Origin of the sequence: Streptomyces sp. (assembly GCF_035563135.1) — a bacterium.
In the GTDB taxonomy this organism is placed as follows: Bacteria; Actinomycetota; Actinomycetes; order Streptomycetales; family Streptomycetaceae; genus Streptomyces.
The window spans coordinates 1-24,239 of sequence record NZ_DATMVN010000152.1 but is presented as its reverse complement, the minus strand read 5'-3'; the positions used below and the strand labels follow the sequence as shown (position 1 = coordinate 24,239).

23 protein-coding genes and 1 pseudogene are annotated in these 24,239 nt (G+C 71.5%); 19 read left to right on the top strand and 5 right to left on the bottom strand.

Annotated features, from left to right (window positions below; translation table 11 throughout):
* The first annotated feature begins 189 nt into the window (after nt 1-189).
* From VN520_RS06415 to VN520_RS06405, 3 genes are all read left to right on the top strand, one after another.
* Entirely contained in the window at nt 190-1,092 is a 903-nt protein-coding gene (locus tag VN520_RS06415) for a hypothetical protein (RefSeq protein WP_325745864.1), read from the top strand.
* 101 nt (nt 1,093-1,193) lie between these two features.
* Complete coding sequence (locus VN520_RS06410) at nt 1,194-1,664, top strand: hypothetical protein (protein WP_325745863.1); 471 nt, start codon at nt 1,194-1,196, stop codon at nt 1,662-1,664.
* Between the two features lie 378 nt (nt 1,665-2,042).
* A complete protein-coding gene (locus VN520_RS06405; protein ID WP_325745862.1) occupies nt 2,043-2,453 on the top strand; it encodes a peptidase inhibitor family I36 protein in 411 nt (136 codons plus the stop codon).
* A 61-nt stretch (nt 2,454-2,514) separates the two neighbouring features.
* Here VN520_RS06405 and VN520_RS06400 read toward each other — a convergent pair whose 3' ends face one another.
* Complete coding sequence (locus tag VN520_RS06400) at nt 2,515-2,979, bottom strand: Asp23/Gls24 family envelope stress response protein (protein WP_325745861.1); 465 nt, start codon at nt 2,977-2,979, stop codon at nt 2,515-2,517.
* 308 nt (nt 2,980-3,287) lie between these two features.
* Here VN520_RS06400 and VN520_RS06395 point away from each other — a divergent pair, with 308 nt between their 5' ends.
* The 4 genes from VN520_RS06395 (at nt 3,288) to VN520_RS06380 (ending at nt 7,811) form a co-directional block, all read left to right on the top strand.
* The gene (locus tag VN520_RS06395; RefSeq protein ID WP_033299168.1) at nt 3,288-4,445 is read left to right on the top strand and encodes an acyl-CoA dehydrogenase family protein; all 1,158 of its coding nucleotides are present in this window, start codon (nt 3,288-3,290) and stop codon (nt 4,443-4,445) included.
* A gap of 21 nt (nt 4,446-4,466) precedes the next feature.
* Nucleotides 4,467-5,342 carry an acyl-CoA thioesterase II gene (locus VN520_RS06390; protein WP_325745860.1) on the top strand — a complete coding sequence of 292 codons (876 nt, stop codon included), beginning with the start codon at nt 4,467-4,469 and terminating at the stop codon, nt 5,340-5,342.
* 28 nt (nt 5,343-5,370) lie between these two features.
* On the top strand, nt 5,371-6,390 hold the full coding sequence (locus VN520_RS06385) for a cation diffusion facilitator family transporter (RefSeq protein ID WP_325745859.1): 1,020 nt from the start codon (nt 5,371-5,373) through the stop codon (nt 6,388-6,390).
* A 122-nt stretch (nt 6,391-6,512) separates the two neighbouring features.
* Nucleotides 6,513-7,811, top strand: coding sequence for a cytochrome P450 (locus VN520_RS06380; protein WP_325745858.1), 1,299 nt, complete (start codon nt 6,513-6,515; stop codon nt 7,809-7,811).
* A 46-nt stretch (nt 7,812-7,857) separates the two neighbouring features.
* On the opposite strand, the gene VN520_RS06375 is transcribed toward VN520_RS06380, so the two are convergent.
* Together VN520_RS06375 and VN520_RS06370 are read right to left on the bottom strand one after the other, a co-directional pair.
* The gene (locus tag VN520_RS06375; protein ID WP_325745857.1) at nt 7,858-8,655 is read right to left on the bottom strand and encodes a phosphatase; all 798 of its coding nucleotides are present in this window, start codon (nt 8,653-8,655) and stop codon (nt 7,858-7,860) included.
* A 253-nt stretch (nt 8,656-8,908) separates the two neighbouring features.
* Nucleotides 8,909-9,277, bottom strand: a pseudogene (locus VN520_RS06370) (HGxxPAAW family protein); the annotation flags it as partial.
* 95 nt (nt 9,278-9,372) lie between these two features.
* On the opposite strand from VN520_RS06370, the gene VN520_RS06365 reads away from it, so the two are divergent.
* The gene (locus VN520_RS06365; protein ID WP_325745856.1) at nt 9,373-9,870 is read left to right on the top strand and encodes a MarR family winged helix-turn-helix transcriptional regulator; all 498 of its coding nucleotides are present in this window, start codon (nt 9,373-9,375) and stop codon (nt 9,868-9,870) included.
* Between the two features lie 12 nt (nt 9,871-9,882).
* Here VN520_RS06365 and VN520_RS06360 read toward each other — a convergent pair whose 3' ends face one another.
* Nucleotides 9,883-10,497 carry a TetR/AcrR family transcriptional regulator gene (locus VN520_RS06360; protein WP_325745855.1) on the bottom strand — a complete coding sequence of 205 codons (615 nt, stop codon included), beginning with the start codon at nt 10,495-10,497 and terminating at the stop codon, nt 9,883-9,885.
* A gap of 111 nt (nt 10,498-10,608) precedes the next feature.
* Between VN520_RS06360 and VN520_RS06355 the strand changes: the two genes are divergently transcribed.
* The 10 genes from VN520_RS06355 (at nt 10,609) to glmS (ending at nt 21,910) form a co-directional block, all read left to right on the top strand.
* Nucleotides 10,609-12,240: a carboxyl transferase domain-containing protein gene (locus tag VN520_RS06355; RefSeq protein ID WP_325745854.1), complete on the top strand. Its 1,632-nt coding sequence runs from the start codon at nt 10,609-10,611 to the stop codon at nt 12,238-12,240.
* Nucleotides 12,241-12,253: 13 nt separating this feature from the next.
* Entirely contained in the window at nt 12,254-14,302 is a 2,049-nt protein-coding gene (locus tag VN520_RS06350) for a biotin carboxylase N-terminal domain-containing protein (RefSeq protein ID WP_325745853.1), read from the top strand.
* A 17-nt stretch (nt 14,303-14,319) separates the two neighbouring features.
* Complete coding sequence (locus VN520_RS06345; protein ID WP_325745866.1) at nt 14,320-15,258, top strand: hydroxymethylglutaryl-CoA lyase; 939 nt, start codon at nt 14,320-14,322, stop codon at nt 15,256-15,258.
* 7 nt (nt 15,259-15,265) lie between these two features.
* A complete protein-coding gene (locus VN520_RS06340) occupies nt 15,266-16,432 on the top strand; it encodes an acyl-CoA dehydrogenase family protein (protein ID WP_325745852.1) in 1,167 nt (388 codons plus the stop codon).
* A gap of 359 nt (nt 16,433-16,791) precedes the next feature.
* Nucleotides 16,792-17,820, top strand: coding sequence for an ABC transporter substrate-binding protein (locus tag VN520_RS06335; protein WP_325745851.1), 1,029 nt, complete (start codon nt 16,792-16,794; stop codon nt 17,818-17,820).
* A 70-nt stretch (nt 17,821-17,890) separates the two neighbouring features.
* Entirely contained in the window at nt 17,891-18,742 is an 852-nt protein-coding gene (locus tag VN520_RS06330; protein WP_325745850.1) for a siderophore-interacting protein, read from the top strand.
* Nucleotides 18,743-18,873: 131 nt separating this feature from the next.
* Nucleotides 18,874-19,218, top strand: a complete 345-nt coding sequence (locus VN520_RS06325) for a hypothetical protein (protein WP_325745849.1) — start codon at nt 18,874-18,876, stop codon at nt 19,216-19,218.
* A complete protein-coding gene (locus VN520_RS06320) occupies nt 19,215-19,685 on the top strand; it encodes a hypothetical protein (RefSeq protein WP_325745848.1) in 471 nt (156 codons plus the stop codon). The genes VN520_RS06325 and VN520_RS06320 overlap by 4 nt, the downstream gene beginning before the upstream one ends.
* 63 nt (nt 19,686-19,748) lie before the next feature.
* Nucleotides 19,749-20,024 (top strand): hypothetical protein, encoded by a 276-nt coding sequence (locus VN520_RS06315; protein WP_325745847.1) that lies wholly within the window; start codon nt 19,749-19,751, stop codon nt 20,022-20,024.
* Between the two features lie 56 nt (nt 20,025-20,080).
* Complete coding sequence (glmS, locus tag VN520_RS06310; RefSeq protein ID WP_325745865.1) at nt 20,081-21,910, top strand: glutamine--fructose-6-phosphate transaminase (isomerizing); 1,830 nt, start codon at nt 20,081-20,083, stop codon at nt 21,908-21,910.
* Between the two features lie 133 nt (nt 21,911-22,043).
* On the opposite strand, the gene VN520_RS06305 is transcribed toward glmS, so the two are convergent.
* Complete coding sequence (locus VN520_RS06305) at nt 22,044-22,565, bottom strand: universal stress protein (RefSeq protein WP_325745846.1); 522 nt, start codon at nt 22,563-22,565, stop codon at nt 22,044-22,046.
* Nucleotides 22,566-23,400: 835 nt separating this feature from the next.
* Here VN520_RS06305 and VN520_RS06300 point away from each other — a divergent pair.
* Nucleotides 23,401-24,239, top strand: an 839-nt coding sequence (locus VN520_RS06300) for a DJ-1/PfpI family protein (RefSeq protein ID WP_325745845.1), incomplete at its 3' end; no start/stop codon positions are given.

Here is a 24,239-nt window from a genome sequence, read left to right as displayed (position 1 = left end):
CCGGTGCCGATACGGAGCATTCGGTTCCCCACTGCTTCCTGGGCTTTTGCGGCACAGCGGAACACCCTGGCCGACCGGCCTCGCGTCGGAGAAGCTCAAGGAGCGAACGGCGCGGGGGACCGCGCCACAACTCGGGGGAGTTCTTGCGCTATGAGGCGAGCTTTCGTTTCGGCATGCACAGCCGCGGTGATGACCGCGCTCACCCTGGCCGGCTGCACCACCGGCCCGAGCGACCGGTCCGGCCCGCCCCGGCAGCAGGACGGCACGGCGGCCCTCAGCTCCACGTCCCAGGGCCGCGAGCTGACCGAGGCCGAGTCGATCCTGATCGAGCACGCCGAGCACATCCTGGTCGCGAAGTGCATGGAGAAGGAAGGCTTCCCGTATTCGGTGGCACCGATGGCGAACGCCGCGGAACGCCGAGGCGGAGGCTTTGTGCTGAGCGACATCGACTGGGCCCGCACCCACGGATACGGCGGCCGGCTCGACAAGAAGGCCGAGCAGGCCCGGCTGAGCGATCCGAACAACGCGTACGCGAATTCCCTCCCGGAAGCGGAACGCATCCGCTACTCCAGAACCCTCGACGGCGACCCGTCGCACGGCATGCTCTCGGTCGAACTGCCCGCAGGCGGAACCGTGGAGACTCCCCGCAGTGGCTGCTGGGCCGATACCCGGGAGCAGCTCTACGGTGATGCCGCGACCTGGTTCCGCGCCAGGAAGACCGCCACGAGTCTGACACCTCTCTACGTACCTGACCTCGTCAAGGACAAGCGCCTGGTCAAGGCGGTCGAGGCGTGGTCGCGGTGCATGCGTGAGGCCGGCCACGCCTACGCCGGGCCGGACGAGATCCGCGAGAAGCTGCACGCGCTCACGCAGGGGCTGAGCCCCGCGCAGGCGCACGCGACCGAGGTGGACCTGGCGGTCGCCGAAGCCACCTGCGCCGTGGAGACGTCGCTGGCCACGACGGCACGCTCCCTCGAACGTGAATACCGCCGGACCGAACTCCGGCGCTACAGCGACGCCGTCGCGACCTATCAGCGGATGAGGCTCGCCGCGCTGAGCCGGGCCGAGGACGTCATCGCCTCGGAGTCCTGAGGTCACCGGGCCGTCCGGGCACTCCAGGAATTCCATTCTTCCGCAGCCTCCCGGCTGCGGGACGCCCCATCACGCACCACGACAGAAGGAGCCACCCCATCATGCGCAAGATTCCCGCCGCTCTGGCAGCTCTCGCTCTTGCGGGCCTCGGAGCGATCGTGCCCGCCACGACCGCGCAGGCGGCCGAGACCTGCAGCGACAACTACACGGGAGCACTGTCCGGATACATGTATGCCTATGAGCACGCCTACTGCGTGAATCACATCGGTAACTCCGCGAGCTGGGACTCGGACTGGGGCAACAGTTCCGGTCCGTTCCAGGGCAGTGACACCAACAGGGCGTCATCGATCCTGAACAAGGGGAACAGCTCCGAAATCCAGTTCTTCAACGGAACCGGGCAGGACTGGGCAGGTGGGCACATCTGCTTGTCGAGGAACGAGGCCTACGCCTCCAACCTCAACAACGACGAATTCCACAACAACATCGACGACAACGGCAGTGCGAACGACGCCATCAGCTCCCACCGCTGGGTGACCCCGGGCGACAACAACTGCGACCGCTGGGCATCGTGACCGAGGAGTCGCACGCCTGAACCCGTACGTCCCACCATGGCCCGCCGGTCACCACCGGCGGGCCGTGGCGCGTCGGTGGTCCCGTCCGACGGCGACGACGCCGGCCCCTCGGGCGAGCGCGACGGCACGAGAAGTCACACCGCCGTCCTCCTCGTGCCGTCGCCGCCGTTCACGACGGCGCTCGGCCGCCGGTCCTCCGCAGGAACGAGGACCCGGCTGCGGGCGTCACTTTCACGCCGGTGCGCACGGGCGCACCCCACCGTGTCAAGGAGACCTCGCGCGCCCCCCTTTCGGCCCTGTCCGTGCAGGTCACCGGGGTGCCACGCTGCCGTTGACCACGGGCGACGCCCGGCCACCGAACAGCGAAAGGCTCCCTTCGTGAACCGCTTCACCGCACTCGCCGCCGCCGCAGTCCTCCTGGCCTTCGGGCTGGGCGCGAGCCCCGCCCCGGCCACCGACGCCGGCAGGTCCGCCACCGCCGGGGCCACCGCTCCGGCCGCTCCGGCCGCCGCGTTCGCCCGGTGCACCCACGGCTACTTCTGCGCCTTCGACGGCTGGAACGGCGAGGGGACCCGCTGCCAGTGGTCGGCCCGCGAGATGAGGAACACCGCGGACAACTGCTCGTTCATCCGCAACGGGAAGAACGTCCTCTCGGTGTGGAACAAGACCGAGCACCGCGTCCAGTACTACACACAGACCAACTTCAACTCGCGCGTCGGCTCCACCCTCGCCGGGCAGGGCGGCAACCTCCAGGGCAACTACCAGATCCGTTCGTTCAAGCCCCAGTAGGCGGCCGGGGCGCCGACGGCGGCGGCCCTCCACACGTGTCCAGGCCGGGCGGGCGAGGTGCTCACTGCACGCGCGCGGCCGCCCGGCCGCCCGAGCGGGCCTCGTCGCCGTCGTCCTCGTCCTCGTCGGGGACGTGGACGTCGAAGACGTGGATGTTGATCTCGACGACCTCCAGGCCGGTCATCGTCTCCACCGCGTCCGTCACATTCGCCCTGATCCGGTCCGCGAGCTCGTGGATCGGGATGCCGTAGTCCACCTCGACGTCCACATCGATCGCGGTCTGCTTCTCGCCCACCTCCACCTTGACGGACCGTCCGGCCCCGGAGGACCCGGACCTCCGGTTGGTGACGGCGCCTATGGCTTTGGACGCCCCCCGGCCCACCGCATGCACGCCGTCGGTCTCGCGGATGGCGATTCCGGCGATGGTGGCCACGACGCCGTCAGCGATGGTCGTCGTACCGCGTGCGGTCTGTCCCGCGCCCCCGTCCGCGAGTGTGCTCCCGCCCGGGGTCCCGACATCAGCCATGACTACCTCACAGAGAACAGAGAGTTGATGCGACGAGGCCGCTCGCGCCCTCGTCCGCTCCTCATTTCACTGTGCGCCTGCCTGCCGCCGACCGCCATCGAGGCATACGCAGTGCTCGCCGCGACCACGCTCCGCGACCACGGGCGCCCCTGGACGCGCCAGGTCGCTCCGCCTGGATCCCTGCGGGGCCCGGGCGTGCTCAGCATCACCCTGGACAGTCACCGTGACCGCCGGGTAACTTTTGACCAGGACTGAGCAAGCGCTTAGCCACTGCGACCGAAGCCGAAGCTGACACCAGGAGGCACCCCGTGCGCCGTACGGTTTACAACGAGGACCACGAGGCGTTCCGGGAGACCATCCGCGCCTTCATCGAGGCCGAGGTCGTCCCCGTCTACGACGAGTGGTTCGCGGCGGGCCAGGCGCCTCGCGACTTCTACTACAAGCTCGCCGAGCTGGGCATCTTCGGCATCGAGGTGCCCGAGGAGTACGGCGGCGCGGGCGAGGAGTCCTTCAAGTTCGAAGCCGTCCTCTACGAGGAGACCGCTCGCGCGGGCATCTCCTTCGGCGGCTCCGGTGTGCACGTCCTGCTCTGCCTGCCGTACCTCAAGGCGTACGCCACCGAGGAGCAGAAGAAGCGCTGGCTGCCGGACTTCGTCTCCGGCAAGTCCATGTACGCGATAGCCATGACCGAGCCGGGCACCGGTTCGGACCTGGCCGGCATGAAGACGACCGCCAAGCTCTCCGAGGACGGCACCCACTACGTCCTCAACGGCGCCAAGACCTTCATCACCGGTGGTGTGCACGCCGACAAGGTCATCGTCTGCGCCCGCACGGACGCCCCGAAGCCCGACGACCGCCGGCACGGCATCTCGCTCCTGGTGGTCGACACCAAGTCCGAGGGCTACTCGGTCGGCCGCAAGCTCGACAAGCTGGGCCTGAAGGTCTCCGACACCGCCGAGCTGGCCTTCGTGGACGTCAAGGTGCCCGTCGAGGACCTGCTGGGCGAGGAGAACAAGGGCTTCTCCTACCTCGGCCAGAACCTCCCCCAGGAGCGCCTGGGCATCGCCGTCGGCGCGTACGCGCAGGCAGCCGCCGCCGTGCGGTTCGCCCAGCAGTACACGCAGGACCGCACCGTCTTCGGCAAGACCGTCGCGTCCTTCCAGAACACCAAGTTCGAACTGGCCGCCTGCAAGGCCGAGGTCGACGCGGCCGAAGCCGTCTGCGACCGCGCGATCGAGGCCCTGGACGCCGGTGAGCTCACGCCCGCGGAGGCCGCCTCGGCGAAGCTGTTCTGCACCGAGGTCGCGCACCGCGTGATCGACCGCTGCCTCCAGCTGCACGGCGGCTACGGCTTCATGAACGAGTACCCGATCGCCCGCCTCTACACGGACAACCGCGTCAACCGCATCTACGGCGGCACCAGCGAGGTCATGAAGTCGATCATCGCCAAGTCCATGGGGCTCTGAGAGCGGCGGCGTTCCTCCTCCATGAGCGCAGCACTCGACTCCCTGCTCGATCTGCTCGACCTGGAGCGGATCGAGCAGGACATCTTCCGGGGCACGAGCCGTCCGGCGGTCGTGCCCCGTGTCTTCGGCGGCCAGGTGGCGGCCCAGGCCCTGGTCGCCGCCGGACGTACGGTCCCCGGCGACCGGGGTGCCCACTCGCTGCACGCGTACTTCCTGCGTCCCGGTGATCCGGGCGCGCCGATCGTCTACAGCGTGGACCGGATCCGCGACGGGCGGTCCTTCACCACCCGCCGGGTCGTCGCCGTCCAGCACGGCAAGCCGGTCTTCCACCTCTCGGCGTCGTTCCAGGTGCACGAGGAAGGCATGGACCACCAGGCGGTCATGCCTTTCGCCCCGGACCCGGAGACCCTGCCGACCGCGGCGCGGATGCTGCCCCGGTACGCGGACCGCTTCACCGACCCGCGCGTGGTGGACCGGCTGCTGGAGGCCCGGGCCGCGGTCGACCTGCGCTATGTGGACGCCCCGCCGTTCGCCACCGCCGGTGAGCCGCGCGAGCCTCGCTCCCAGGTCTGGTTCCGGACGCACGGCAAGCTGGCGGACGACCCGCTGCTGCACGTCTGCATGGCGACGTACGTCTCCGACATGACGCTCCTCGACTCCGTGCTGCTCGCCCACGGGCGCGGCGGCTGGTCGGTCGGGGACGTCGTGGGCGCCAGCCTGGACCACGCGATGTGGTTCCACCGCCCCTTCCGGGCGGACGAGTGGCTGCTGTACGACCAGGAGTCGCCCTCCGCGTCCGGTGGGCGCGGTCTCGGCCAGGCCAGGATCTGGACGGCCGACGGGAAGCTGGCCATCACGGTCATCCAGGAGGGCCTGGTCCGCGTCCCGAGGCGCTGAGGTCACGTATTCGGACATACTGCCCTCCATGGATGACGCCACGGGTGACCCGGGAAGCGGTGCCGGGAGTGACGCCGGCCGGGACGCCGGGAGCGACGAGCAGAGCGGTGGCAGCGAGTCCACGTCCACCGTCGTCATCGCTGCGGCGGCCAATCTCGGCATCGCGGCGGCGAAGCTGGTGGCGGGGCTGATCAGCGGTTCGAGCGCGATGCTCTCGGAGGCCGCGCACTCGGTCGCCGACACCGTCACCGAGGTCATGCTCCTCACCGCGCTCAAACGCAGCGAGAAGCCCGCCGACGAGGACCACCCGCTGGGCTACGGCCCCGAGCGGTACATCTGGGCGATGCTCGCCGCCGTCGCGACGTTCGTCGGCGGCGCGGTGTTCTCCCTGTACGACGGCATCCACACCCTGCTGCGGGGCGAGGAGCTCGGCGATCCGCTCGTCTCGTACCTCGTGCTCGCGGTCGCCTTCCTGCTGGAGGGCTTCTCGCTGCGCACGGGTGTCCGGCAGGTGCGCGGGGAGGCCGCACGGCTGCGGATGCCCGCGCCGCGCTATCTCCGCCGGACCCCGGACACGGCGGTCAAGGCCGTGGTGATGGAGGACTCGGCGGCCCTGGCCGGGCTGCTGCTGGCGGCCGGGGGCCTGCTCGGCGGGCAGCTCTCCGGTTCCGGGGTCTGGGACGGCGTCGCCTCGGTCCTCATCGGCGTACTGCTGGTGTACGTGGCGTGGGTGCTCTGCCGGTCCAACGCCCAGCTGCTGATCGGCCGGCCGCTCCCGGCCGGGATGCGGGCCGGGGTGCGCGAGGAGCTGCTGTCCGTGCCGCACGTCGTCGAGGTGGTGGAGCTGACCACTCTGATCCAGGGGCCCTCGGAGATGCTGGTCGCCGCGAAGATCGACTTCCGGGACACGTCGACGGCCGCACAGATCGAGTGGGCGTGCGAGGAGGCGGAGCAGCAGCTGCGGGAGCGCTACCCGTCGATCCGGCGCGTGTACCTCGATCCGACCCCCGGGCGCACACAGCGGCCGACGGCGCGCTCCGGCGGCTGAAAGGGAGCGCGGGCGCTCGTACGCGCGCCCGGCATGGGCCAGTGCTGCAAGAGACGGGGTCCGCGCTTCCTGCCGACGGGTAGAACCGTGCCGCTCGCTTCCCCTGCCTAGGAGAACCGGCCGTGCCCCAGCATCCCGCCCCCTTCGTCCTTGATCCCGCCGCCCGCGACGCGGACGCCGAACACGAGCTGTTACGCGCCCGGGGCCCCGCGACGCGTATCGACATCCTCGGAGTGGAGGCCTGGTCCGTGTCCGACCCGGCCCTGCTGAAGGAACTGCTCACCAGCCCTGACGTGTCCAAGGACGCGCGCCGGCACTGGCCGGGCTTCGAGGAGGCCCTCCAGACCTGGCCGCTGGCCCTGTGGGTCGCCGCCACGAACATGTTCACCGCTTACGGGGGTGATCACCGCCGGCTGCGTCGGATCGTCGCCCCGGCGTTCAGCGCCCGGCGCATCGCGGCGCTGAAACCGGCCGTCGACGGCGTCGTGGAGGACCTCCTGGATGCGCTGGAGGCCACGCCTCCCGGTGAAGTCGCCGATGTCCGCGAACTGTTCGCCTACCCGCTGCCCATCACGGTCATCGGCAGGCTGCTGGGTGTCCCCGACGACCGGGCCAAGGAGTTCCGCGTCCTGGTCAACGATGTGTTCGCCACCACCCTGTCCCCCGAGGAGGCGGCCGCCAACACCGCGCAGCTGTACGGCATGCTCGACGCCCTCATCGCCGCCAAACGTGCCGCGCCGGGTGAGGACATGGCGTCCGTGCTGATCGCCCTCGGCGGGGAAGGCGCCGACGGGGGACAGGGTGGTGGCGGGGAAGGTGCCGGCGGGGCCGGGCTGACCGAGGAGGAGCTGCGCGACACGCTGCTCCTGATGATCAACGCCGGTTACGAGACCACCGGCAACCTGCTCGACCAGGCCATCACGGCCCTGCTCAGCGATCCGGTCCAGCTCGCCCACATCCGGGAGGGCCGCGCGTCGTGGCTGGACGTCGTGGAGGAGACCCTGCGTCACTCCCCTCCGGTCAAGCACCTCCCCCTGCGGTTCGCCGTGACCGACATCCCGCTGCCCGACGGGCGGACCATCGCCGAGGGGGAGGCCATCCTCGCCTCCTACGCGGCGGCCAACCGCCATCCGGGCTGGCACGAGGACCCCCATGCCTTCGACGTCACCCGCATCACCAAGGAGCATCTCGCCTTCGGCCACGGCATCCACTTCTGCCTCGGTGCGGCCCTGGCCAGGATGGAGGGGGAGGCCGCGCTGAGCGCCTTCTTCGCCCGCTTCCCGGACGCCGAACTCGCCCCTGAGGAAGGGGACATGGGGCTGGTTCCCTCACTGATCAGCAACGGCCACCGGTCGCTGCCCGTCCGCCTGCGGCCGCGGGAGGACCGGTCCCGGGCGGCCGGCTCCACCACGCCCGGGTGACGGAGCCGGCCGGACCGGCCGCCCGCCCGAGGGGGCCGGCGGCGCGTCACACCCGGTCGGCGGAGGGAAGCAGTCCGGCCGCGTCCAGCAGGTAGTCGGTCATGGGGTCGTAGTAGCGCGGGTCGGCGACATGGTCGTCCAGCGGCACGGTGACCTGGAGGGTGCCCTCCGCCTCGCCCAGGAAGAGGGCGGGGTCGTTGCAGTCCGCGTAGCCGATCGAGTCGATCCCGCGCTGCCCCGCGCACCCGGCCCAGCCGTGGTCGGCCACGACCAGGTCGGGCTGCGGCCGGCCCTCGCGCTCCAGGCCGTCCAGGATGGCGGCCATCGGGACCGGCGAGTGCGTGTGCCACAGGGTCGCGCCGCGCTCCAGCACGGCGACGTCGGCGAACTGGAAGACCATGCCCTCGTCGGCCATCAGGCCGCCGGGGATCCGTACGATCTCGCAGCCGGCGGCCCGCAGGGCGTCCGCGGTCCGCCGGTGCACGTCGAGCAGCCCGCCCGGGTGCCCGGTCGCGAGCAGCACCCGCTCCCGGCCCGCCGCCGCCTTCCGGAGCCGGGCCGCCATCCGGTCGAGGGCGTCGACGGTCAGCTCCGGGTCGATGGTGTCCTGCCCCTGCCGGTGTCCGGGGTCGTCGTTGACCCCGCATCTCTCGGCCATCACGGCCAGCACGTCCTGCTCGTCGGCCCAGCGGTCGCCGAGCTCCAGCCCCAGCCAGAAATGGCGGTTGCCGTTGGCGAGCTGGCGGTAGTGGGAGAGGTTGTTGTCGCGGGGAGTGGCGACATCGCCCGCGATGCGGGTGCGGAGGAGGTGCTCGACGAGGGCAGCGCGGCTGGATATCGGCATGCACCCATTGTGCCGTCGGCGACGCGCTGTGTACCGGGTGTCTCGTACGGCGAAATCCATCCGCCGGCCTGACGCGCCCGCAGACCTACAGGGCTCCCGCCCGCACCGGGTCACCACGCAGGGGGCCGTCGCTCACCGGCGAGGCACCCACCGGCCCGTCACCCACCGGCGGGGCGCTCACCGGCGGGGCGGAAGCCGACAGGGCAGGAACCGACAGGGCAGGAGCCGACGGAACGAAGGCCCGCGGGGCGGAGGCCGACGGGGCGGGGGCCGACGGGGCGGGGGCCGGTCCGGGTCCCGCGGCCGCGGCGGGCCGGAGCCGGCCGCGGCCCGCCATCCGGCAGCCCAGGCAGCCGGGATGGCCATGGCGGGCGCCGGTGTCGCGGGAGCGCCAGTCCTGGTCGCCCTTCGGACGCGGCCCGGTGGGCTTGCCCCAGCCCGCCAGATGCAGGACCCAGCAGGTCAGGGCCGCCAGGACGACAAGGGCGGCACCGAGCCCCAGCAGTGCGGCGGACGTGGTGACGACGGCCGCCCCCAGTACCGTGCCGCCCAGGACACCGATGGCCGTACCGGTCCAGCCGGCCACGGTGTGGCCCAGGTCGTGGTCACCATGTGCGCTCACGTCGGCTCCTCGGAGTGTGATAGTTCAGCGACCGGAACTCGACCCGGCACAAATAACTTACGAGCTAAGTAACTTAGATGCTAAGGGGATTTTGCGTGGACGGCAAGAAGCGCCCGGAGGCGACGGCCGACCAGGCGCTGCAGGCGATGGACCGGATGATCGCGCTCGCGCAGTTCGGGCAGCACGACATCGCCGGGCGGCTCGGCCTGAACATCACCGACCTGACGTGCCTCGGTTTCGTGATGGAGGCCGCCCCGACCGGCACGGCGCTCACCGCGGGCGACCTCGCCGAGCGGGCGCGGCTGACCACCGGCGCGGTGACCGGGGTGCTCAATCGCCTGGAGAAGGCCGGTTACGCCCGGCGCCAGGCCGTCCCGGGAGACCGGCGCCGGGTGCACGTGGTGATGGACGGATCGGCGCAGGCGCGCATCCTGGCGGTGTACGGCCCGTTCTACGCGCGCCTGGGCGGCCTGTTCGCCGACTACGGACCGGACGAGATCGCCGTACTGACCGACTGGTTCACCCGGGCGCGGGCGGCCATGGAGGAATCGCTCGAAGAGATCAGGGACGGGGAGGACGGAAAGGACGTCTGACGGACCGCCCGGTCAGGACGCCGCGGCCTCGAAGGCCCCCCGCGCCAGCCGGTGCAGCAGGGCGGCCGTGGCCGTGCGGTCGGGGAGGGCTCCGGGGCGGGACAGGTGGGGGGTGGAGTTCAGCAGGCCGAACACGGCGTGCACGGTGACCCGGGCCTCGTTCTCCGCGAGGGCCGGGTAGAGGGCGCGGACGGCCTCGACCCAGACCTCCACGTACTGCCGCTGGAGCTGGCGCACCCGCTTGCGGTCGGCGTCGCGCAGGCGGTCCAGCTCGCGGTCGTGGAGAGTGATCAGCGGACGGTCGTCCAGGGCGAAGTCGATGTGGCCCTCGATGAGGGCGTCCAGGAGGGCGTCCGGGGAGCCGTCCCGGGAGGCGCCGTCCTCGGTGACGCGCAGCCTGCCGCCGGCCAGCAGGCGCTCGCTGATGCCGACGAGCAGTTCGGCGAGCATCGCGTCCTTGCCGGGGAAGTGGCGGTAGAGGCCGGGCCCGCTGATGCCGACCGCCGCCCCTATCTCGTCGACCCCCACACCGTGGAAGCCGCGCTCGGCGAAGAGGCGGGCCGCCTCCCTGAGGATCTGCTCGCGGCGGGTGGGGGCCGCGACACGGGCGGTGGCATGGGTGCTCATGAGGATTCATTCTAGACAGGCGGGTTAGCGCTCGTTAACCTGAGCGGCGTACGCGTTAACGCTCATTAACTCTCATCCGGCTCAGCGGTACGGGCAAGGGGGCTCGACAGGATGCAGCAGGCACCGGTCCTGGTGAGCGCGGCCGATCCCGCCTCGGAGGCCTGGCAGGCCAACGAGGCGGCGCATCACGCGCTCGCCGAGGAGCTGCGCACGCGGCTCGCCACGGCACGGCTCGGCGGGGGTGAGAAGGCCCGCGCCCGGCATGTGGCGCGCGGCAAGCTGCTGCCCCGGGAGCGGGTGGACACGCTGCTCGATCCGGGCTCGCCCTTCCTGGAGCTGGCACCTCTCGCGGCGGAGGGGCTGTACGGGGGCGCGGCGCCGGCCGCCGGGGTGATCGCCGGGATCGGGCGGGTCAGCGGCCGGGAGTGCGTGGTCGTCGCCAATGACGCGACCGTCAAGGGCGGCACGTACTACCCGATGACGGTGAAGAAGCACCTCCGCGCCCAGGAGGTGGCCCTGGAGAACCGGCTGCCCTGCCTGTACCTGGTGGACTCCGGCGGCGCGTTCCTCCCGATACAGGACGAGGTGTTCCCCGACCGGGACCACTTCGGGCGGATCTTCTACAACCAGGCCCGGATGTCCGGCGCCGGCATCCCGCAGATCGCGGCGGTGCTCGGTTCGTGCACGGCCGGCGGGGCGTACGTCCCGGCCATGAGCGACGAGGCCGTCATCGTCCGGAACCAGGGCACGATCTTCCTCGGCGGGCCCCCGCTCGTGAAGGCGGCCACCGGTGAGGTCGTGACGGCGGAGGAGCTCGGCGGCGGCGAGGTGCACTCCCGTACGTCCGGGGTCACCGACCACCTCGCCGAGGACGACGCGCACGCGCTGCGGATCGTGCGGAACATCGTCGCGACCCTCCCCCGCCGCGCCCCGCTCCCCTGGTCCGTGGAGCCCGCCGAGGAGCCGAAGGCGGACCCCGCCGGGCTGTACGGGGCGGTGCCCGTCGACCCGCGTACGCCCTACGACGTGCGTGAGGTCATCGCCCGGGTGGTGGACGGCTCCCGCTTCCAGGAGTTCAAGGCGGAGTACGGCCAGACGCTGATCACCGGCTTCGCCCGGATCCACGGCCACCCCGTCGGCATCGTCGCGAACAACGGCATCCTGTTCGCGGAGTCCGCCCAGAAGGGCGCCCACTTCATCGAGCTGTGCGACCAGCGCGGCATCCCGCTGGTCTTCCTGCAGAACATCTCCGGTTTCATGGTCGGCCGGGACTACGAGGCCGGGGGCATCGCCAAGCACGGCGCCAAGATGGTGACGGCCGTGGCGTGCACGCGGGTGCCGAAGCTGACGGTCGTGGTCGGCGGGTCCTACGGCGCCGGGAACTACTCCATGTGCGGCCGGGCCTACGGGCCGCGCTTCCTGTGGATGTGGCCGAACGCCAAGATCTCGGTCATGGGCGGCGAGCAGGCCGCCTCGGTGCTGGCCACCGTCAAGCGCGACCAGATCGAGGGGCGCGGTGAGGAGTGGCCCGCCGAGGAGGAAGAGGCCTTCAAGGACCCGGTCCGCGCGCAGTACGAGCAGCAGGGCAACGCGTACTACGCCACCGCCCGGCTGTGGGACGACGGTGTGATCGACCCGAAGGAGACCCGGCAGGTGCTGGGGCTCGCCCTGACCGCGTGTGCCAACGCCCCGCTGGCCGAGAAGGATCCCGGCGGCCCCGGTTTCGGCGTCTTCCGGATGTGAGGTGAGGACTTCCATGTTCAGCACTGTTCTGGTCGCCAACCGTGGCGAGATCGCGGTCCGGGTCATCCGGACGCTGCGCGAGCTCGGCGTGCGGTCGGTCGCCGTCTTCAGCGACGCCGACGCGGACGCCCGGCACGTACGGGAGGCCGATACGGCGGTACGGATCGGGCCCGCCCCGGCCGGGGAGAGCTATCTGTCGGTGGAGCGGCTGCTGGACGCCGCCCGCCGCACGGGCGCCGAGGCCGTCCACCCCGGTTACGGCTTCCTCGCCGAGAACGCGGGTTTCGCGCAGGCGTGCGCGGAGGCGGGGCTGGTCTTCATCGGCCCGCCCGCTTCGGCGATCTCCCTGATGGGCGACAAGATCCGCGCCAAGGAGACCGTGGCCGCGGCCGGGGTCCCGGTGGTGCCCGGTTCCTCCGGGAGCGGGCTCACCGACGCCCGGCTGGAGGCGGCGGCCCGGGAGATCGGGATGCCCGTGCTGCTGAAGCCCTCCGCCGGCGGTGGCGGCAAGGGCATGCGGCTGGTGCGCGAGGAGGCACTGCTGGCCGACGAGATCGCGGCGGCCCGGCGCGAGGCGCGTGCCTCGTTCGGTGACGACACGCTCCTCGTGGAGCGGTGGATCGACCGGCCGCGCCACATCGAGATCCAGGTCCTGGCCGACGGCCACGGCAGCGTGGTGCATCTCGGCGAGCGCGAGTGCTCGCTCCAGCGCCGCCACCAGAAGATCATCGAGGAGGCGCCCTCGGTCCTGCTCGACGACCGGACCAGGGCGGCCATGGGTGAGGCGGCCGTGCAGGCCGCCCGTTCCTGCGGATACGTCGGCGCGGGCACGGTCGAGTTCATCGTCCCGGGCAACGACCCGTCCTCGTACTACTTCATGGAGATGAACACCCGCCTCCAGGTCGAGCACCCGGTCACCGAGCTCATCACCGGGCTCGACCTGGTGGAGTGGCAGCTGCGGGTCGCCTCCGGCAGCCGGCTCCCGTACGGCCAGGACGACATCACGCTGACGGGGCACGCCGTCGAGGCCCGGGTCTGCGCGGAGGACCCGGCCCGGGGCTTCCTGCCGTCCGGCGGCACGGTGCTCGCGCTGCACGAGCCGCAGGGCGGCGGGGTGCGGACGGACTCGGGACTCAGCGAGGGGGTGCCGGTCGGCAGCACGTACGACCCGATGCTCTCGAAGGTCATCGCCTACGGCCCCGACCGGCCCACGGCGCTGCGCCGCCTGCGTGCGGCGCTGGCGGACACGGTGGTGCTGGGGGTGCCGACCAACGCCGGTTTCCTGCGGCGGCTGCTGGCCCACCCGGCGGTGGCCGCGGGCGAACTGGACACCGGCCTGGTGGAGCGGGAGGCGGACGGCCTGGTGCCGGACGGGGTGCCGGAGGAGGTCTACGCGGCGGCGGCGCTGCTGCGGCAGCCCTCCCCCGCGCCCACGGACGGCTGGGTCGACCCGTTCTCGGTGCCGAACGGCTGGCGGCTGGGCGGCACCCCCGCGGAGACCTTCCACCACTTCCGGATCCCGGGCCACGCCCCGGTGCGCGTGGGCCTGCGTACGGGTGCGGGGGACACAGCCGCGCTGACGTTCGGCCACGCCGGGGACCGGGAGGAGCCGGCGAACGCCTGCGGTCCGGTTCCGTCGCTGCCCGGCGCGGAGAGGTCCCGGCTCGTCGAGGCGTCCGGAAGGCGCGTCGTCGTCGAACTCGACGGCCTGACCCACACGTTCAGCCGGGCCTCGTCCCCGGACGGGGTCTGGCTCGGCCGGGACGGGGACGCCTGGCACGTCCAGGACCACGACCCGGTGGAGGCGTCCCTCAGCGGCGCGGCCCGGTCGGGCGCGGACACGCTCGCCGCGCCCATGCCCGGAACCGTCACCGTGGTGAAGGTGGCGGCCGGCGACGAGGTGGTGGCCGGGCAGAGCCTGCTGGTCGTCGAGGCGATGAAGATGGAACACGTCATCTCCGCCCCGCACGCCGGGACCGTCACCGAGCTGGACGTCACCGCCGGCACCACGGTCGCCATGGACCAGGTCCTGGCCGTGGTGGCCCCGAGGGAGGAAGCGTGACCGGCACCGGACTGCCCATGACCCTCCCCGCGCCGGGGCTCCCCGCCCGGGTCCGCATCCATGAGGTCGGAGCCCGCGACGGACTGCAGAACGAGAAGTCCGTCGTCCCCACCGAGGTGAAGGCGGAGTTCGTCCGCCGGCTCGCACGGGCCGGGCTCTCCACCATCGAGGCGACCAGCTTCGTCCACCCCGAGTGGGTACCCCAACTGGCGGACGCGGAGCAGCTGTTCCCGATGCTCGGGGATCTCGGGGACAACGGGGCCGCCGGGGAGGTGGCACTGCCCGTACTCGTGCCGAACGAGCGCGGTCTGGACCGGGCACTCGCGCTCGGCGCCCGCCGGATCGCCGTGTTCGGCTCGGTCACCGAGACGTTCGCCGCCCGCAACCTCAACCGCACGGTGGACGAGTCGCTCGCCATGTTCGCGCCGGTCGTGGCCCGCGCCAAGGATGCCGGGGTGCATGTGCGCGGCTATCTGTCGATGTGCTTCGGCGACCCCTGGGAAGGCGCCGTGCCCGTCGCACAGGTCGTCCGGGTCGCGAAGGCGCTGATGGGCCTCGGCTGTGACGAGCTCTCGCTCGGCGACACGATCGGGGTGGCCACCCCGGGCCATGTGACGGCTCTGCTCGCCGCACTGAACGAGGCGGGGATCCCCACCGGGGCGGTCGGGGTGCACTTCCACGACACGTACGGCCAGGCGCTCTCCAACACCCTGGCCGCGCTCCAGCACGGGGTGACGACGGTGGACGCCTCGGCGGGCGGCCTCGGCGGCTGCCCCTACGCGAAGAGCGCGACCGGAAATCTCGCCACCGAGGATCTCGTGTGGATGCTCGACGGCCTCGGTGTCGACACCGGGGTCGATCTCGGCGCACTCACCGCCACAAGCGTGTGGATGGCCGAACAGCTGGGCCGCCCGAGCCCGTCCCGTACCGTCCGCGCGCTGTCCCACGAGGAGTGAAGCACCCATGTCCCTTGACCACCGGCTGACCGCCGAGCACGAGGAACTGCGCCGCACCGTCGAGGAGTTCGCACACGATGTGATCGCCCCGAAGATCGGCGACTTCTACGAACGCCATGAGTTCCCGTACGAGATCGTGCGGGAGATGGGACGGATGGGCCTGTTCGGCCTGCCCTTCCCGGAGGAGTACGGCGGCATGGGCGGTGACTACCTCGCCCTCGGGATCGCCCTGGAGGAGCTGGCCCGGGTCGACTCGTCCGTGGCGATCACGCTGGAGGCCGGTGTCTCGCTCGGCGCCATGCCCCTCCACCTCTTCGGGACCGAGGAGCAGAAGCAGCGGTGGCTGCCGAGGCTCTGCTCGGGCGAGGCGCTCGGCGCGTTCGGGCTGACGGAGCCGGACGGCGGTTCGGACGCGGGCGGCACACGGACGACCGCCGTGCTGGACGAGGCCACCGGCGAGTGGGTGATCAACGGCTCCAAGTGCTTCATCACCAACTCCGGTACGGACATCACGGAGCTGGTGACGGTGACGGCGGTCACCGGCCGCAAGGACGACGGCGCCCCGCGCATCTCCGCGATCATCGTTCCGTCCGGCACTCCCGGCTTCACGGTGGCCGCCCCGTACTCCAAGGTCGGGTGGAACGCCTCGGACACCCGTGAGCTGTCCTTCTCCGACGTCCGCGTGCCGGCGGCGAACCTGCTGGGCGAGGAGGGCCGTGGATACGCGCAGTTCCTGCGCATCCTGGACGAGGGCCGGATCGCCATCTCGGCGCTGGCGACGGGGCTGGCGCAGGGCTGTGTGGACGAGTCACTGAAGTACGCGAAGGAGCGGCACGCCTTCGGGAGGCCGATCGGCTCCAACCAGGCCATCCAGTTCAAGATCGCGGACATGGAGATGCGGGCGCACATGGCCCGGACCGGCTGGCGGGACGCGGCCTCGCGGCTGGTGGCGGGCGAGCCGTTCAAGAAGGAGGCGGCGATCGCGAAGCTGTACTCCTCCACGGTGGCGGTGGACAACGCCCGTGAGGCGACGCAGATCCACGGCGGCTACGGCTTCATGAACGAGTACCCGGTGGCCCGGATGTGGCGTGACTCCAAGATCCTGGAGATCGGCGAGGGCACGAGCGAGGTCCAGCGGATGCTGATCGCCCGGGAGCTGGGCATGAACGCCTGACGGACGCGCACACCGGTCGGCATACTCGGCCCCGGACGTATACCGACCGGTTCCAGGAGGCCCGCCATGGCCAGGACCCTCGTGGATGCGGACGGCCTGCTGCACGTGGACGACGACTTCGGCGCGGTCTGCGAGGTGTGCCCGGACATCGGCATGCCGCGTCTCCAGCCGGTCACCGGCTGAGCCGGACTTCCGAGGCAGCCACCCTCCCCGGGCGCGGGAAGACGGCTCTCCCTTTCCGCCCGGTAACGGAACGGTTGCTTCCCCTTGCCCTCCCCGTCCGCGTATGTGAGGTTAGGCTAGCCTTCCTTCGAATCGTCAGCGGGCGCCCTGGGGCGCGTACGAAAGCAGACCCACTCATGTCCAACCTCCGGACCAGCTCACTCTCCCGCCGCGGCCTGCTGGCCGCCGGTGGTGCCGTCGGTCTCGGCGCCGTCCTCGCAGCCTGCGGCGACGGCGACGAGAAGGGCTCCGCCTCGGGTCCGGGTGCGGAGAAGTCCGGCCCCTGGTCCTTCAAGGATGACCGCGGGCAGACGGCGAAGGCCGGTTCCGTACCGAAGAACATCGTCGCGTTCGTCGGTGTCGCCGCCGCGCTCCACGACTACGGCGTCGAGGTGAAGGGTGTCTTCGGGCCGACGAAGACCTCCGACGGCAAGGCCGATGTGCAGGCGGGCGACCTCGACATCAGCAAGGTCGAGGTGCTCGGCAACGTCTGGGGCGAGTTCAACGTCGAGAAGTACGCCGGTCTCGCGCCGGAGCTCCTCGTCACCGCCATGTGGGAGAAGGACGCCCTCTGGTACGTGCCGGACCAGTCCAAGGACAAGATCCTCGAACTGGCCCCGAGCGTCGCCCTGTGGGCCGCACAGACCACGGTCCCGAAGGCGATCCAGCGCCACGAGGACCTCGCGGCCTCCCTCGGCGCCGATGTCAAGGCCAAGAAGGTCACCGACGCCAAGGCCGCGTTCGAGAAGGCAGCGGCCCGGCTGCGCGCCGCCGCCAAGTCCCAGCCGAACATCAAGGTCATGATCGGCTCGGCCAGCCAGGACCTGTTCTACGTCTCGCTCGCCAAGACGTCCGCCGACACCCTGTACTTCCAGGAACTCGGCGTGCAGTTCGTCGAGCCGAAGGTCAACGCGGCCGGCTTCTTCGAGGAGCTGAGCTGGGAGAACGTCGACAAGTACGACGCGGACATCATCATGATGGACAACCGCTCCTCGGCTCTTCAGCCCGACGCCCTGGCCTCCAAGCCGACCTGGGCCCAGCTGCCCGCCGTGAAGGCCGGCCAGGTCGTCCCGCGCACGACGGAGCCCATCTACTCCTACGACAAGTGCGCGCCGATCCTCGACGCCCTCGCCGAGGCCATCGAGAAGGCCAAGAAGGTCAGCTGACGCGTCCGGCCCGGCCGGGGGTGCCCTCCCGGCCGGGCCCCGCCGTTCCGGTCCCCGGGAGGACCCTCACATGACGACCGCCGCCGCCCCCGCCACCACCCCCTTCCGGTTCTTCGGCCTGACGGTCCTGCGGACCAGCCGGCTGAGCCCGTCGATGCGGAGGATCACTCTCGGCGGCCCGGGGTGCGACGGCTTCGCCGCCGGAGGCCGCGACCAGAGCCTCTCGATCTTCCTGCCGCCCCCGGGCCGGACCGAGGCCGTGGTCCCGGTCGACGGGAACGGTGAGTGGTTCTCCGCCTGGCGGTCCCTGCCCCCGGACGCCAGGGCGGTCATGCGGTCGTACACCGTGCGCGCGCAGCGCCACGCCGCGGACGGCTCGACCGAGATCGACATCGACTTCGCGCTGCATGAGGACGGCGGGCCGGCCTGCCGCTGGGCGGAGGCCGCCGCGCCGGGGCAGCGGCTCCTCGTGCTGGGCCCCGCCGTCCGGGAGAACACCGGCGTCCGCTTCCAGCCTCCCCAGGACACCGGATGGGTGCTGATCTGCACCGACGAGACGGCCCTGCCCGCCGCCTCGGCCGCCTTGGAGTGGCTGCCGGCCGGGACGAAGGCCCGGGTCTGGCTGGAGGTACCGCACCTCCAGGACCGGCTGGAGATCCGGACCGAGGCCGACGCGCACCTCACCTGGCTCGTACGGGACGAGGGCGCACCCTCGGCCGTGGACGCCGTGCGCGGGGCCGAGCTCCCCGAGGGCACCCCGTACGCCTGGATCGCCGGTGAGTCCTCGGGGGTCCGCGGGCTGCGCCGCCACCTCGTCCAGGAGCGGGGGTTCGACCGCGGGCGCGTCACCTTCGTCGGTTACTGGCGGCGCGGACTGAGCGAGGAACAGCTGAGGGAGGAAGCGGCGCGGGCGACCGCGTGACGCACCTGCGCGCCCCGGGCCCTCACCGGCTTCCCCCTGCCGCCCGGTGAGCTCATCCGCCGTACCGGGCCGCGGCCGGTCCACGTCGCGCCGAGCTGTCTCCGTCCCAATCAAACCGCACAGTCGGTTACGTGTGTCACGAGGAGCCGGCAGGGACGTACACGCCGGTCCTGTGCCAGCAGGAGGGACGGGGGCGGGGCGGGGACACGAGCGTCCGGGCCGTGGCCACCGCCGCCGCGGAGGCACCGTCCGCCGGCCCCGGGGAGCGCGGAGCCGCCGTGGAGACGCTGTCCGCCGGCCCTCGGGGGCGCGGAGCCGCCGTCGGACCGGACGTCGCCGGCACCGCGGCCCGCGCGCCGGGTGAGGCTGTCGGCTTCGAGGTGATCCGCGAGGTCACCGGGCCGGAGAAGCGAGCCGTGCTCAGCGCCCGGGCCCGCGAGCGGTTCGAGGTGGCGGCCGCCGGAGCCGGCCGGTGACCACGCGTCCCGCCGCCGCTGCCGCCGGCCACCCGGCCCCGGAGCGCCGGGCCGCCGACGACCGGCTCCTGGTCCGCAGGACACTGGCCGGAACCGCGTACGGGCCGATCGGGGAACCGACCGCCTCCGAGCAGCTCGCCATGGCCGGTTTCCAGGTCATCGGGACCGGCGCGGCCAAGGGGCACCCCTGCTTTGTCGCCAACGACGGGCGGTCCGGGGCCGGCGGACACCGGGCCCACACCCCCGGGGCGGCGGCCGGAAGCAAACCGGCCCGGCCGGACGCCAGGCGCGAACGCGCCACCTTCCCCGTGGACGCCGGACCCGGCCCCGGTGACCGCCGAACCCGAGGACGCCCGCCGCACTCCGGGGCCGACGGTGACGGACCCCGCTCCGGCCCCGCCTTCCCGAGGCGAGGGCCGAATGAGGAACCTAAGGGGCATCTCCGACATAAGAGTGCCACCGGATGAGAATCCTGCCCGGAATCGGGCAGATTTCTTGCGTAACGACTCCGTTCCACGCAATATCGACGAGTGCTCGAACGCCGCCCCACGCATGACGACCTCATCGACCACCTCGTACGCTCCACCGCGCTCCAGCGCGGCGAGGCCGCCAGGGTGATCCTCGACGTGCTGGCGTACTTCGACGAGACGACCGAGGACTTCGTCCGGCGCCGCCACCGGGAACTACAGGCGGGCGGCCTGGTGAACGCGGAGATCTTCGAGCGGATAGCGGCGGAGCTGCCGCACCGCGCGGTGGCGCCGCAGGAGCTCTCGCTCCGCCAGCTGCGCCGCATCGTCTACGGCTGATCGGACGGGCCGGCCGGGCACCGGACTTTTGTACGTCGATGGAGGGGCAGAAACCCATGTGCGGGATCGTCGGTTACATCGGGAAGCGTGACGTGGCTCCGCTGCTGCTGGAGGGCCTGCAGCGGCTGGAGTACCGGGGCTACGACTCCGCGGGCATCGTCATCACGGGCAAGGCCCCGGCGGGCAGGCCCGGCGCCCTGAAGATGGTCAAGGCCAAGGGCCGGGTCCGCGAGCTGGAGGCCCGCGTGCCCAAGCGGTTCGCCGGCACCACCGGCATCGCCCACACCCGCTGGGCCACCCACGGCGCCCCGAGCGACGAGAACGCCCACCCGCACCTGGACGCGGAGAACAAGGTCGCCGTCGTCCACAACGGCATCATCGACAACGCCTCCGAGATCCGCGCGAAGCTGGCCGCCGACGGCGTCGTCTTCCTCTCCGAGACCGACACCGAGGTGCTGGTCCACCTGATCTCCCGCTCGCAGGCGCTCACGCTGGAGGAGAAGGTCCGCGAGGCACTGAAGTCCGTCGAGGGCACGTACGGCATCGCCGTCCTGCACGCCGACTTCAACGACCGCATCGTCGTCGCCCGCAACGGCTCCCCCGTGGTGCTCGGCATCGGCGAGAAGGAGATGTTCGTCGCCTCCGACGTGGCCGCCCTGGTCGCGCACACCCGCCAGATCGTCACCCTGGACGACGGCGAGATGGCCACCCTCAAGGCCGACGACTTCCGCACGTACACCACGGAGGGCTCGACCACGACGGCCACGCCGACCACCGTGGAGTGGGAGGCCGAGTCGTACGACATGGGCGGCCACGACACGTACATGCACAAGGAGATCTCCGAGCAGGCCGACGCCGTGGACCGCGTGCTGCGCGGCCGCATCGACGACCGCTTCTCCACCGTGCACCTGGGCGGCCTGAACCTGGACGCCCGCGAGGCCCGCGGAGTCCGCCGGATCAAGATCCTGGGCTGCGGCACGTCGTACCACGCGGGCCTGATCGGCGCCGGCCTCATCGAGGAACTGGCCCGCATCCCCGCGGACGCCGAGCCCGCGTCCGAGTTCCGCTACCGCAACCCGGTCGTGGACCCCGACACCCTCTACGTCGCCGTCTCGCAGTCCGGTGAGACCTACGACGTGCTGGCCGCCGTCCAGGAGCTCAAGCGCAAGGGCGCGCGCGTCCTGGGCGTCGTGAACGTCGTCGGCTCGGCCATCGCCCGCGAGGCGGACGGCGGCATGTACGTCCACGCCGGCCCCGAGGTCTGCGTCGTCTCCACCAAGTGCTTCACCAACACCGTCGTCGCCTTCGCGCTGCTCGCCCTGCACCTGGGCCGCATCCGCGACCTGTCGGTCTCCGACGGCAAGCGGATCATCGAGGGCCTGCGCAAGCTGCCCGAGCAGATCGGTCAGATCCTGGAGTCGGAGGACGAGATCAAGAAGCTGGCCGAGGAGTACGCGGGTGCGCAGTCGATGATGTTCATCGGCCGCGTCCGGGGCTACCCGGTCGCGCTGGAGGCCTCCCTGAAGCTGAAGGAGATCTCGTACATCCACGCCGAGGCCTACCCCGCCTCGGAGCTCAAGCACGGCCCGCTGGCGCTCATCGAGCCGGCGCTCCCCACCGTCGCGATCGTCCCGGACGACGACCTGCTGGAGAAGAACCGCGCCGCGCTGGAGGAGATCAAGGCCCGCAGCGGACGCATCCTCGCCGTCGCCCACCGCGAGCAGGAGAAGGCCGACCACACGATCGTCGTCCCGAAGAACGAGAACGAGCTGGACCCGATCCTGATGGGCATCCCGCTCCAGCTGCTCGCCTACCACACGGCGCTGGCCATGGGCCGTGACATCGACAAGCCGCGCAACCTGGCGAAGTCGGTCACCGTCGAGTAGCGGACACCGTCCCGCTGCATGCGGAAAGGCCCCTGACGTCGCGTCAGGGGCCTTTCGGCGTGCTCGGGGGCCCCGCCCAGGCTCGGAGGACACCCAGGGACGCCCAGGGACGCCCAGAGACGTTCGGGGGCGCTCAGGGGATGACGATGACCGGGCGCTGGGCGCGCCGGGCAAGACGGCCGGCCACGGATCCGAAGATCCGGCCCACGATGCCGTGCGTCGAACCGACGACGATCGCGTCGGCCGAGTACTCCCGGCCGACCTCCTCCAGCTCGTGGCAGATGTCCCCGCCGCGCTCCACGAGCACCCAGGGCACCTCGGCGAGGTAGTCCGCGCACGCCAGCTCCAGGCCCAGGACCTCGGTGCGGTGGTCGGGCACATCGACGAAGACGGGCGGCTCACAGCCGGCCCAGACCGTGGTCGGCAGCCGGTTGGCCACATGGACGATGATCAGCCCGGAGCTGTGCCGGCTCGCCATGCCGATGGCGTAGGCGAGGGCGCGTTCGCTGGACATGGAGCCGTCGAATCCGACCACGACGCCATGCCGGAAGGCGGGATCGCAGGAAGGGCGCGACTCTCCGACCGGCTGCGGGTCCGACCCGGGGTCGGCTACCTGCTTGCGGTCTGCGGGTTCAGGGATTTCGTGACCGGCCATCGGTGTCTCGGCGAAGAGAGTCCTCGTGAGGAGGGAGCGGTTGTGGAGGTGTGCCTACGCGCGGTGCGGCTGTGTCCGAGAAACATCTTCCCCACCCCCTACCCTCAAGGGTACGGCGCCACTCCCGCACTGCCCAGCCCTCGCACAGCGCATGCGGCAATGGAGGGAGCATGCCGGAGACCGCCCCGTATGGCAATGGCGGTTGCGTCGTACATCGAGCTGGCGGGCGTTCCGGCGGGTCCCGGCGGGGCCCGCCGGTCTTCGCGGGGGCCCCGCCGCGCGGCCGGATGTGAGGCGGCCGAATACGCCATCCCCCCTCCCGCCCGGGTCCGTCACGCCCCGCCGTCGCACGACTGCGCATCGTTCGCCTCCGAAGTCCGGAGGGCCTTGAGGGGGCCCGCAGGCGCGTGGAGGCAGGGAGGGGCGGAGGGCGTACGCCGGTCACATGACTGGAATACGCGCACGCGACCATCGGTTTTCGGCCAACTTCACCACCACCCCTTTTTCTTGGCATCACGGCCGCCCAACCCACGTGCCACCAGGCAGGAATAGACCGCGCGGTACGCTTTGACCCTATGGGGACGGGCCATGATCGCTACGCGCACTTCCCTGTGGCGCTCACGAGTGGAACGCTTCGTGATCGAACGCTTCGCGCCAAGTTGCCTTGTCGACATAGTGCCGGTGGGGGAACGTGTCACGTCGGGACCACGGAACGCAGTAGATTCGATCTTGGAATTCGAGAACTGGGGACGCGTGCGAGACCGAGGGGAAACGTGCAGGAGCGGCAGGCCCGTAGGGACCAGGAAGACGCGAACACCGAGGGGGGCTTAGCGTCATGAGCCAGGACTCCGCCACCGCAACGGAGGCCGCACGGAAACTGACCGGGCGGCGACGCCGAGAAGTCGTAGCCGTGCTGCTGTTCAGTGGCGGCCCTATCTTCGAGAGCTCCATTCCGCTCTCAGTTTTCGGAATCGACCGGCAGGACGCGGGCGTGCCCCGCTACCGCCTGCTGGTCTGCGGGGGCGAGGAAGGACCGCTGCGCACCACCGGCGGGCTCGAACTCAGCACACCGTACGGCCTGGAGGCGATCAGCAGGGCCGGCACCGTCGTGGTGCCCGCCTGGCGGTCCATCACCTCCCCGCCGCCCGCAGAGGCCCTGGACGCGCTGCGCCGCGCCCATGAGGAGGGTGCCCGCATCGTCGGGCTGTGCACGGGGGCCTTCGTCCTCGCCGCCGCCGGGCTGCTGGACGGCCGCCCGGCCACCACGCACTGGATGTACGCACCGACGCTGGCCAAGCGCTATCCGTCGGTGCACGTCGATCCGCGTGAGCTGTTCGTCGACGACGGCGACGTGCTCACCTCGGCCGGCACGGCGGCCGGAATCGACCTGTGCCTCCACATAGTCCGTACCGACCACGGCACCGAGGCGGCCGGGGCCCTGGCCCGCCGGCTCGTGGTGCCCCCGCGGCGCAGCGGTGGTCAGGAGCGCTACCTCGACAGGTCTTTACCCGAGGAGATCGGCGCCGACCCGCTGGCCGAGGTCGTCGCCTGGGCGCTGGAGCACCTCCACGAGCAGTTCGACGTGGAGACGCTGGCGGCCCGCGCGTACATGAGCCGCCGTACCTTCGACCGCCGGTTCCGTTCGCTGACCGGCAGCGCGCCGCTGCAGTGGCT